Raw genomic sequence first — 10,520 nt, 5'->3', positions numbered from 1 at the left:
ACACAAAACGACTGCATCCGATCGTCTTGGCTATGAGGATTTCCTGTTCTTTAGTTGGATAGATACGGAATTTATAGGCTTTGTTGACTAGCATTACCTTCACCTCCTAAGCGAACGTATATTCTTATTTTATCATGTGTGGGAGTTTTTGGCTACCGCCAACCGACATTCATCTCCCACTTATCGTTGGGCTATGCCCTTCGCACGATTGAAGAGGGAGTCTTCTGTCGGGAATGATAAAATAGGTAATTTTTAATAAAACGTATTGTTGATTTGTTCAATAATCAATGTATTGTTCTTATTTACCATTGTAAATATCCCAATTATTTTACACCTATAACGGTGGAATAATATGATGCAAGAATATGAAAGTAAGGATTTTCAATTGGAATACACAAAGAGACAGGTACATCGTCCCAAGTTTCTATTAATCCTCTATTGTTTCAAAATACCATTTGTTAAAAAATAATGGGACATGGTTTCTGTCCCCATGTCCCTTAAATTTTTTTCTATTGGTATAAACTCTTGCTGTTTTCCGGCAACTTGAATGGGTTCTCTTTATTAATCCGATCATAAAACATTATTCCATTAAGGTGATCTATTTCGTGTTGAACAACAATAGAGGGATACCCCCGTAGTTTTAAAACAATTTCTTCCCCCTCTATATTGATCCCTTTCACTTTGATCCGCTCATATCTTGGAACAAAACCTTCTACATTCCGATCAACGGAGAGACAGCCTTCGCCTTGTGGCAAATAAATCATGGAGACGGAATGGCTGATAATTTTCGGATTAATAAGGGCATATTCATGTTTGCTTCCCATCTCATCTGTTAGAAACGCTACAAACATACGCTTATTTAAACTAATTTGATTCGCTGATAATCCTACTCCTGCGCGCAATTTGTATTTTTTTGCGAGAACCGGATCTTGACTATTCTTCAAAAAGTTCATCATGCAAATTAATGTTTCCTTATCATCCTTAGTAGGAGGTACAGCTACTTCTTGTGTCGCTTGATGGAGAATAGGATTCCCTTCCCTTACTATATCCTTCATCGTAATTATATAATTTGAATGAAATTTACTCATAAATAAACAGTTCATCTACCTTTACCTTTAAAATTTTTGATAATTTAAATGCCAGTTCCAATGTGGGGTCATATTTATCATTCTCTATGCAATTGATCGTTTGCCTTACTACACCGCACTCCTTGGCAAGATGCTTTTGCGTCATCCCCAAACTCTTCCGGATTTCTTTAATTTTGTTTTTCAAGAACATCACCTATGTCAAAAGTATTGGACATAATTATTCTATCAATCTGAAAAAATATGTCAATAACTTTGGACTTTTCTATGATCGGCTATAACATTGTTCCACAGATCATGATTGAACAAGGGATTTGAGGAATATGAAAATATAAAAAAGAACTGGATCACTATTGGACCCAGCCCGAATTTGTATGGAAGCTCTCTTTTTTTATATACTTTCTAGTTACTTCTTTTATGATTGATTCCCCTATAAAAAAATGTGCCTACTTAGGGATTACTGGAACCCAAAGTTCGTTTCTAGGTTTATGCTTTGGGGGATAATAACATTCGATACAAGGAATATCAGCCAGTTCATATCCAGAGGTTGGAACCCATTCTGTGTATAATCGCTCCCAAGCATTTACTATACCTGGAAAAACAGCCCATGTTCTGTGCCTGATAAAGAGCGTTTCCATATCACTTGGTACCTCTCCATCATATCGGACACCCATTAAGTATGTAAATTCTTCATCCATTATGGCTGCCTCTCTTCCACAAACACCCAAAAGGCTTTCAAGCGTGCATTTTGGCTCTTCCCAGGACATATCAATCAACTGTTGCATAAATCCGTCCTTCTTGGCACTACTCCAAAGCTTAGGAATTGTTTTAAAGGCTCTACTTGTTTTGACTGCCTTCCCTTTCCCTATAACTTTTAAATCAAAATCAAGATTCTCAATCCGATACTCCATTTCGGTATCCCCTTTTATCGAAATTTGAAAGGAAATTCTCGGAAATGCTTTTAATTGTACCCCTTCATTACGGGCTTCCGAAGGTTTAATTCCATGTACCTTTTGAAAAGCACGGGAAAAAGAATCAGCAGACTCATAGCCAAATTTAATGGCAACGTCTATTATTCGAATGTCACTTTTTTGAATATCAAACGCCGCAAGTGTCAAGCGTCTCCGTCTGATATATTCAGAAAGAGATATTCCCGAAATAGATGAAAACATCCTTGAAAAATGATACTCAGAACTATGAGCTGCTTGTGCAATTTTTTTATAATTTATATCGTTTTCAAGATTGTTTTCAATGTATTCCAAAGCACTATTCATTCTATCTATCCAATCCATCTTTCCCCCTCTTCCTCTCCTTTCTCATACCTAATATATCGAGAAAGGTATTTATTTGTCCGTTATTTCATGCACAAAAATGTCGGATTGTTTTTTTAATTCTCGTTAATTGAATAGCACTCTATAACATCATGTTCAAACTCCAAAATGGATCATGTATTTCCCCTCCTCTTTTGCATGTAAGATTTTTGAAGCAAGCTCACTAAGTTCATCAGATTTCTTGAAATACTCTGAAGACGTGACAATATCATAAAACAATGATAAAGACTCTGGTGGAATAATTGTGATTCCCCAATAGGCTAAACCATATTCTGGGCGACTAAATGAATGAAAGTACGTTTTCATAATAGATAAATGCTTATCTAAATTGCTTATAAGATCATCATCAACAGAGATACAATTATATTTATTTGCTTCATAGTGAATGTAGTTTGTCTGCTTGTCTAAAGCATCAAGTATCCCAAATTCATGTACACAAGGCATACTCATCCCCCTCCCATAATAAATTATTTCGTCAACTAAACTCCCATTTTCTTTAGTGAACATTTAAAATTTTAACCTTTAAGCAGGGGTAATTTGTTCTCCTGCTCCTTCGTTATTACATCCGCATTCTCCAATTTATACACTCCCAAAGCTCCTCCCGAATATTCCATATTAACAAAAATCTATCAGTTAAATTAATCTAACAATTATCATATTATGTTATTATTTGGTATTAAGAAAGTCATTTATAGAATCCTTTAAAATACATACAGAGGTGTTGTTTTGTGGAGGAAAACCAATATATAAAGGGCATAAGACTGGAACGGAACAGCATTCCTTCTTTTAGAAACTACCCATTTCACTTACCTAGCATTAAGAACCTAGATGAACTAGCATTTCACCCAAATGTGACCTTTTTCGTTGGTGAAAATGGGATGGGTAAATCTACCCTATTAGAAGCGATTGCCATTGCTGCTGGGTTTAATCCAGAGGGAGGTTCCTTCAATTTTAATTTTTCGACCTATAATTCTCATTCTTCATTGGAAAAATATATCAAATTAATTAGAGGGGTCCACAAACCAAAGGATGGATTTTTTCTTCGTGCGGAGACCTTTTATAATGTGGCATCCAACATAGAAGAATTAGACCGTGAGCCAGCTCCAGCGCCACGAGTGATTGATTCCTTCGGCGGAGTATCGCTTCATGAGCAATCACATGGGGAATCCTTTTGGGCAACCTTTATGAATCGTTTTCGTGGACAAGGCATCTACCTTTTAGATGAACCAGAGGCTGCTTTATCCCCTCTGAGACAATTATCGATGTTGGCTCACATTCATGAATTAGTTCTCCAAGATTCACAATTTATCATTGCCACCCATTCTCCTATTATCATGTCGTATCCAAAAGCTAAGATTCTTGAGCTTACAGAAGAAGGGGCAAAAGAAACCACACTTGAAGAAACGAACCATTATCATATCATGAAGCAGTTTTTTGACGATAAAGACAGATTGTTACATCATTTACTGAATGAATAGGTCCCACCAAAGCTAAATTTTAAATAATCTTTAAGATCATACTTTTTCACAAGAAAGAAAGGGGGAGAAAAATCCCCCTATCTTTCTTAAACACTTCTCTTAAAACCTAAGTATCTTGTACCTTGAAAGGTTAAAATCCCATAATCCCCTTCCGCAAGTTGACCATATTCTGCACCAGTTAGTTTTAACTCTAAACGATCGCCGCTTTCAAATTCGAAGGTTGCATAGTAGGTTGTTGATGTACTATGACTATGATGACTATCATGATGATGAGTATGTCTGCTCACATTCGTTCGTTTTGTTTTTACGATGGCAGGTACAGATAATTGTGGTGACTGCTCATTTCTTCTCCATTCCTTAAGACCGTTAGTAAGGGCAAATAAAAACGTCCCAATTACAATAATGAAAATAATTCCGATAAAAATAGGACCGAAGCTAAACATGAAATCTCCGAATGGATCATGGAACATCTTTCATTCCTCCACATTCTATTTTGTTTTTAATCTCTATACGAAAATAGAACTGAAAAGGTTTCTGGAAAAAGGTTATATTCACCCTTTAATATTAACCCTTTGGAGAATCATCAATAGACTGGGCAGAAGGATAGGTACATCATCCTAGGTTTCTGTTATCCTCTATGTTTTTGGAAATCCTTTTGCTAAAAAATGCTTCCTAACAGTTTGATAATATAACATCATACGTAAAGAACCTTCCATGAGTAAAGGAAGGTTCTTTGTTACAGAATTTCACAAAAAAATAATTTAAATTGGATTTTCATTTAACAATACGAATATCACTTACTGAAAAACTTCTTTGCTCTGTATCCACATACTTTTCAAAGAATGCTTCATTAATTCCCGTAATCAAGGACAAAAAGCCGATATCCACTTTTAAATCATCAATTAGACTAGAAACGCTATATTCCCCTTTTTCAAATAACAGTTGTAAAATACTTTGGATTTTCATTGGACGTTCAATTGGGATATCGTTATCCAACGGCTCTATTTTCCTATATCCCTTTTTATTAATGGACATGAAAAAATATCTAAATTGTTGATGAGTTAAGATTTCTAGTTTATTCGCTCGCATTGCCAGAGCTTGTAAGGAAACCATCCATTTCATTTTTAAATCAATATAGGAATCGGGATTCGAAACTTTAATTAGATTCAAGCAATCTTTACGGAATTCTTCTTCTGGAAGGAGAAATTCCGATGCAAAAAGATTTGCCTCTTCCTCAATTTTTTTATAGGTCTGCTTATCCAAAATATTAAATTCAACCTTATAATGCAGTAATAAGTGTCCAAGTTCATGGGCTAAATCAAAATTTCTACGAGCAGCAGACTTCTTAATTGTTCCAATAACAATGTACGGATAATCATCTTCTGTCCACAAGCTATAGGCATCAATCGTATCACCTATAGATTTTTCAAAGACAAAAGCTCCTGCCTTTTCTAGATAAAAAAGTAAATTCTTATTTGTATTATGAGGAAGTCGAATTTCATCTCTAGCTAAAATAGCAATCGCTTTAATTTGCTCTTCCCTGTCTAAATCTTGATTAGAGTTAAGGAATTTTATTACTTTTCTTCTTAGTCCTAATAGAATATTAGGAGGATACTTTATTTTTTTTGCAATTTTTTTTATAAATGCGTCTAAAAATTTCACATGAACTAATTCGCTTTGTGTTTTGATCGTTGAATTGATCGTTTCAGATCTATATGCAATACTTTGAATGCGGATATTGTCTGCTAAGTTACCATTTTCCAATAAATCATTTCGGTAAAAATAAGAAGACTTTACCTTAAATAGGCTCTTCATTTTGTTTACAATTTCTAATTTAGGAGACACGTAACCATTTTCGTATTGCCAAACAGCTTGTTCGGTAACCCCGATCTCTTTTGCTAATTGGGCACGACTAAATTCATGCAGAATACGTATATTGGTTAAGCTCTTACCAATAAACAAAGGAGTACCTCCTTTCATTCCATCTAACTTTTCTTTTCCTTCGCATCATCGAAGGCAATCTCATAAGCTGTTGCATCATAACCCACTTCAATTTCTGCCGAGCTTTGTAATATTGCCCTTGTATCATCTTCCATTTCAATAATATGTGAAGGTTTGGTATTAATGTACTTAGTTAAATTCTCGACCAAATAAGCTTTATTATTCACTGGATTTGGCATCCATACCTTAATTTCACTAATTAAAAACTCTGAATCAATTTCATAAGTTACGATATAGAAACGATCATAATGTTTACTTATCTCTAATGTATCATTACTATTAATTTGAACTACTTGAACATCTTCTAATAGTTCTAGTTGCAATTGAGTGGATTGCCCTTGTGGAATCGGTATAGCTACTTCTGGAAATTCAATAGATGAATTGATATCTGTCAAATTAGCCATATAAGATGCTTTAGTCGAACGAGTTCGGCCTTTTACATCTTTGCCTTTATCTACAGCATTAGGATCAAAATAACGTACATTTTTTACTAAGAAAAGAACCTTGTCTTCCTTCAGTTGAAATTGAAGATATTGCCAGGTTAGTCCAGCTTTTGATAGACGACCAGTCACCCCATGTTTTTCACATTCCACCGCTATATGATGGTCAATATGGTTTCCTTTTACCCAAGCATATGCACCATGAACCTTTAATTCACGTGCTTTCTCTCTTCGTACAGATAAATAATCCTTATAGCCTTCGATAATTCCATCAACAATGCTTATGTTAAGTTCTTGAGGTAAATGGTATTGTTTCATCGTCATAACCAACACACTCCTCATTATTGAAATAAAAAATGATTTATTTATATTATAATTAAAGTTGATATGACTTGGAATGATTTTATTTTAATTTTTGTAGATATTTATGTAATTCTATTTAATAATTTTCATAGATTGACAGATTTATTGTTCCAAAATGTATGAACTGCACAGCCCCCTGGAATAATCAACAAGGAGAAGTTTGCCGACATAAAGAAAATTATAGAAGGAAAGCTCAGGAAATGCTTTAAGTATGTAACCGAATTACACTATAATAAAGTTAGAGCTAAGCATTTCGCATAGCTCTATTGCATCAAATTGTTATCAAGTCTATAAAGATTCACTTCATTATCAAATAACCAAAATTCCAAGGATCTTTCTCTTTCCTTATCCACATAACCAATAATGTTCGCACCTTGTTCTATGCGAAAATAGTAGTTATCTCCATATGCTTTTATGATATCTTCCTTTGTATCACCAATCTTAATTTCTTTAGCCGTTTCCAAACCACGATCCGTTATAATAAATCTTGTCATTTTGCCTTTTTTATCGACTGCCACCTCAATTCCATTTGTTAGTTTAAAATAATCATAGTTCTCAACATCTCGACTTTTCTCTATTCCCTTTCCATATTTCTCCGTTATTTTCCCACTGTAAAAATCATCATTTAAAGACAACCCATCAATCAATATCCTCTTCGCTTAAATTTGTCGTACTTGTTATCAATTGATGGTAGGAACGAGGGAAGTTTTGGCCTAATGTAAAAGCAGATAATAGCAGAATAATCCCAATGGAAGCCACAATAATCATCAATCGTTTCATATATGTCTCCTTCACCCTTCATTACTTCTATATTCCAAAATATCTCCTGGTTGGCAATCCAGTGCCTTGCAAATCGCCTCTAACGTTGAAAATCGAATAGCTTTTGCTTTTCCATTTTTCAAAATTGAGAGATTCGCCATTGTTATTCCAACCCTCTCCGAAAGCTCCGTAACACTCATTTTTCTTTTTGCTAACATGACATCAACGTTTACGATAATAGCCATTTTGCCACCTCAAACTGTTAAATCATTTTCTACTTTTATTTCAATCGCGCTCTTTAATAGTTCTTGAAGGATAACAGCAAATACAGCAACAACAGTAGTTGCAAAAATTATCACAATACCCAAGATGGCTATTCCAGGATGTAAAGCGTTCTGCCCGGCTAGTAAAACCATCCCTATTACATACAGGATGATTATGGCTAACGCACAATTTTTGATACGGCCTAATGAGATCAAAGGGAATTCGGAAAAGGCTTCTCCGCCTTTAATGTAGCTTAAAATCCTTAATGCCTGGTATAAAGCGAGATAAAAAGGGATTGCGGTTATATATATCCCTATAAGAACAGGGAATTTCAAGTAGGCGAACTCTGGATTCATCACCGCTGCATCTCCCGCCAACTTTGGCAACCATAATACACAAAAAAGAAATATCGTAAGTCCGATAATAAAAATGGCCATTTTTAAAAAGGTTAATTTTCTTTGTTTAAGAAAGCGTTTAGAGGAGAATAATAACATAATCCAAGTCCAAAACGAGGAGGGGCATTTATTTGATGCTAAATGTACCTTCAATCCCCCAGCAAGTGACGAGGAGATACTTGATTTTGAAAGACAAACAGGATTTATCTTGCCTCCAGATTATAGAGCATTTCTAAAAATAACCAATGGGTGTCGGCTATTTGATGATGTCCATTATGGCGGTGAGATTGAACTTTATAGCTTAGAACAGATTATTGACTTTAATAAACACTACGACCAATACGAAGGCTGTTATGATATAGCATATATTTACCAAGATAATATTGTGATCAATTCCCGATTGATTTCTGAGGATAAAGAGAATTATCTTTTTTGGAAGGGGCATATAGATCAATTTGAAGAAGCTACTCCCTTGAAAATGAACTTTGAATTATGGTTTGACAGATTTGTTATTAGTCAAGGTACAAAGTTTTGGTGTTGGTCTATTTTTACTGCAGAAAATTACTATAGGCTATCCTAAATTCTAAACTGGCTTAGGTTGAAGTATTGTAAAAACAACGGATAATCATATTGGCAATGTCACACCGCACCACAAACCTATAGTTAAAAAAATATTAGTAGGTATTTTATTCAATGTCCAGTTAAAAATAGTAACAGGCTTTTTTAGAGGGAGTGAATAGAATGATTCAATTACAAACAGGGATTGAAGGAAAAAGGGCTAATTTTGGTGCGGTACGAGATATTTTTCAGTCCCATGGGTGTAGTTTTTGTAGTAATTTTGATTATCATCAAGGGAAATTTGACGCTTTATTATGGCGAGATGGAGGAGAATCCATTTATTTAAGAGTACCAATCTATGTTTTGGATGGAGCCCTAGATCATTCAAATGCAATAATTGAGTTTGGAACGCCATTTGTCATTAAGCATATTGTGAACCTTGGATTAGATTATGATGAAAATTCACTTGTAACTGCTACTACAGGGCTTGCTCAATTCCAAGAACCCATTGATGAAGATGGAAATATTCATGATAAAAGCAGATGGGTAAAAGCTGGCGAAGAGACAATTGGCCAAGTATTTAATTCTATCAATGCTTTACTTATTTCCTACTAACTCAAATCGAGTAGGAGGGGGTGGCTAACCCCCGGCCTCTCACACCACCCTAGATAGAAGTACAGGGCTTAGGGTCAGGGGTGTAAGGGAGTTCAATCTTGTCTCGCTAACTTAAACCAACCTTTTCCTTTCTTGTTACGTTCATTAATCATAGTAGGGATGATTAAGTAAAGAGCATATGCAAATGACATCCAAACGGTAAAAGCAATGACTTGGGATTCACTCAATTGCGGAAAAATATATTGATGGCTAGATAAGGAAAATGTATCTAATGTTAAACCGACAATTGCACCAATTATGCCAAATTTTAGTGATGCATTTTCTGATTTATCAAACCATAAGTACAAAGAAGTAGTACCCACCAATAATATGGCTGTTCCTACTATTAATAAAAGAATACTCATAACAAATGAACTTGAACCGGGGCTAAAGAGAACCTGTTTTCCGAAAAGCACAAAAAACAATGTAGCAAAAATCCAAACGACTATACCCCATAATGCTGTAAACAAATATCCCCTCATTTGCCACCCTCCTGAATAGTCACATTGCTAAGTGTTGTAAAAAGTTTTTCAATCCCTTCATAAACTGTTTCAACAGGGAAATCCTTTATCATAAGAGCCTGTAATGCCAATCCGTCTACCATTGCATTAAATAATACACCCCATGTATCAAGCGAAACTCCGTTTATTGGTGACCCCGACCATACTCTTGTTAAGTTATCGGATAACGCCTTGTTTTCCTTCTCTAAAACACACCTAAGCTGTTCTCGGATTTTTTCATTATTTAGTCCTGCAACCATTAATGTGAAAAATAATTTATGAAAAAAAGAATCTTCTCCACAACGACCTTTTGCTGATTCTAACGCTTGTTTTATCAAATTTTCACTACTCTGCGATAATTCACTCCACGAACTATCACAAATATCTTTCACGATATTTAATAGCAACTGTTCCTTTGTTCTAAAATGGTAATAAACTGTACCTTGTGTCACTCCGCCTCTTTCTGCAACCGCCCTCAATGTAAACTTTTCAATACCATTTTCAACTAAACACTCTTTAGCAAAATTAATTAGCTCTTCTTTACTAACAACATTTGGCTTTGCCATTTAAACACCTCTTTTTAGTTATTCAACTAACTAACTATATATACAAAAATTTTACCACTAAAGTTGGGAAGTAGCAATATCGCCACTAAAATCCTCTAACCTTTTTATTATAAAAAAGAAAGAGCT

Annotated in this window: 17 protein-coding genes; 3 read left to right on the top strand and 14 right to left on the bottom strand. The window is 34.8% G+C overall.

The annotated features are described in order from the left end of the window. The 5 genes from J2S07_RS19025 to J2S07_RS19005 all read right to left on the bottom strand — a co-directional run. On the bottom strand, positions 1-94 hold a 94-nt coding region (locus tag J2S07_RS19025), incomplete at its 3' end, for a helix-turn-helix domain-containing protein (protein WP_307151985.1). Positions 95-509: 415 nt separating this feature from the next. Continuing rightward, complete coding sequence (gene def, locus J2S07_RS19020; RefSeq protein ID WP_307151984.1) at positions 510-1,088, bottom strand: peptide deformylase; 579 nt, start codon at positions 1,086-1,088, stop codon at positions 510-512. Beyond that, complete coding sequence (locus tag J2S07_RS19015; RefSeq protein ID WP_307151983.1) at positions 1,081-1,272, bottom strand: helix-turn-helix transcriptional regulator; 192 nt, start codon at positions 1,270-1,272, stop codon at positions 1,081-1,083. The genes def and J2S07_RS19015 overlap by 8 nt, the downstream gene beginning before the upstream one ends. Before the next feature lie 259 nt (positions 1,273-1,531). Next, complete coding sequence (locus tag J2S07_RS19010) at positions 1,532-2,377, bottom strand: AraC family transcriptional regulator (protein WP_307151982.1); 846 nt, start codon at positions 2,375-2,377, stop codon at positions 1,532-1,534. Positions 2,378-2,512: 135 nt separating this feature from the next. Then, positions 2,513-2,860, bottom strand: coding sequence for a short-chain dehydrogenase (locus J2S07_RS19005; RefSeq protein WP_307151981.1), 348 nt, complete (start codon positions 2,858-2,860; stop codon positions 2,513-2,515). A 284-nt stretch (positions 2,861-3,144) separates the two neighbouring features. On the opposite strand from J2S07_RS19005, the gene J2S07_RS19000 reads away from it, so the two are divergent. After that, positions 3,145-3,894, top strand: coding sequence for an AAA family ATPase (locus J2S07_RS19000; protein WP_307151980.1), 750 nt, complete (start codon positions 3,145-3,147; stop codon positions 3,892-3,894). A gap of 86 nt (positions 3,895-3,980) precedes the next feature. On the opposite strand, the gene J2S07_RS18995 is transcribed toward J2S07_RS19000, so the two are convergent. The 7 genes from J2S07_RS18995 to J2S07_RS18965 form a co-directional block, all read right to left on the bottom strand. Next, on the bottom strand, positions 3,981-4,364 hold the full coding sequence (locus tag J2S07_RS18995) for a DUF2500 domain-containing protein (protein WP_307151979.1): 384 nt from the start codon (positions 4,362-4,364) through the stop codon (positions 3,981-3,983). A gap of 304 nt (positions 4,365-4,668) precedes the next feature. Beyond that, the gene (locus J2S07_RS18990; RefSeq protein ID WP_307151978.1) at positions 4,669-5,856 is read right to left on the bottom strand and encodes a spr1629 family repressor/antitoxin; all 1,188 of its coding nucleotides are present in this window, start codon (positions 5,854-5,856) and stop codon (positions 4,669-4,671) included. A 23-nt stretch (positions 5,857-5,879) separates the two neighbouring features. Continuing rightward, positions 5,880-6,659 (bottom strand): spr1630 family ClpXP-sensitive toxin, encoded by a 780-nt coding sequence (locus tag J2S07_RS18985; protein ID WP_307151977.1) that lies wholly within the window; start codon positions 6,657-6,659, stop codon positions 5,880-5,882. Between the two features lie 302 nt (positions 6,660-6,961). Continuing rightward, a complete protein-coding gene (locus tag J2S07_RS18980; protein WP_307151976.1) occupies positions 6,962-7,345 on the bottom strand; it encodes a hypothetical protein in 384 nt (127 codons plus the stop codon). Next, entirely contained in the window at positions 7,338-7,478 is a 141-nt protein-coding gene (locus J2S07_RS18975) for a hypothetical protein (protein ID WP_307151975.1), read from the bottom strand. Before J2S07_RS18975 ends, J2S07_RS18980 begins: the two co-directional genes overlap by 8 nt. A gap of 11 nt (positions 7,479-7,489) precedes the next feature. Continuing rightward, positions 7,490-7,702, bottom strand: a complete 213-nt coding sequence (locus tag J2S07_RS18970) for a helix-turn-helix domain-containing protein (protein WP_307151974.1) — start codon at positions 7,700-7,702, stop codon at positions 7,490-7,492. A 9-nt stretch (positions 7,703-7,711) separates the two neighbouring features. Then, the gene (locus J2S07_RS18965) at positions 7,712-8,215 is read right to left on the bottom strand and encodes a DUF2975 domain-containing protein (RefSeq protein WP_307151973.1); all 504 of its coding nucleotides are present in this window, start codon (positions 8,213-8,215) and stop codon (positions 7,712-7,714) included. Here J2S07_RS18965 and J2S07_RS18960 point away from each other — a divergent pair. Both J2S07_RS18960 and J2S07_RS18955 read left to right on the top strand, forming a co-directional pair. Further along, a complete protein-coding gene (locus J2S07_RS18960) occupies positions 8,151-8,696 on the top strand; it encodes an SMI1/KNR4 family protein (protein WP_307151972.1) in 546 nt (181 codons plus the stop codon). The two genes, J2S07_RS18965 and J2S07_RS18960, sit on opposite strands and share 65 nt — an antisense overlap. 161 nt (positions 8,697-8,857) lie before the next feature. Beyond that, complete coding sequence (locus J2S07_RS18955) at positions 8,858-9,289, top strand: YugN family protein (RefSeq protein WP_307151971.1); 432 nt, start codon at positions 8,858-8,860, stop codon at positions 9,287-9,289. 92 nt (positions 9,290-9,381) lie between these two features. Here J2S07_RS18955 and J2S07_RS18950 read toward each other — a convergent pair whose 3' ends face one another. Both J2S07_RS18950 and J2S07_RS18945 read right to left on the bottom strand, forming a co-directional pair. Further along, the gene (locus J2S07_RS18950; RefSeq protein WP_307151970.1) at positions 9,382-9,810 is read right to left on the bottom strand and encodes a DUF5367 family protein; all 429 of its coding nucleotides are present in this window, start codon (positions 9,808-9,810) and stop codon (positions 9,382-9,384) included. Next, positions 9,807-10,394 (bottom strand): TetR/AcrR family transcriptional regulator, encoded by a 588-nt coding sequence (locus J2S07_RS18945; RefSeq protein WP_307151969.1) that lies wholly within the window; start codon positions 10,392-10,394, stop codon positions 9,807-9,809. The genes J2S07_RS18950 and J2S07_RS18945 overlap by 4 nt, the downstream gene beginning before the upstream one ends. Between the last annotated feature and the right edge of the window lie 126 nt (positions 10,395-10,520).

The organism is Anoxybacillus andreesenii (assembly GCF_030813005.1).
Lineage (GTDB): Bacteria > Bacillota > Bacilli > Bacillales > Cytobacillaceae > Robertmurraya > Robertmurraya andreesenii.
This window is presented reverse-complemented; position numbering and strand designations above follow the sequence as displayed.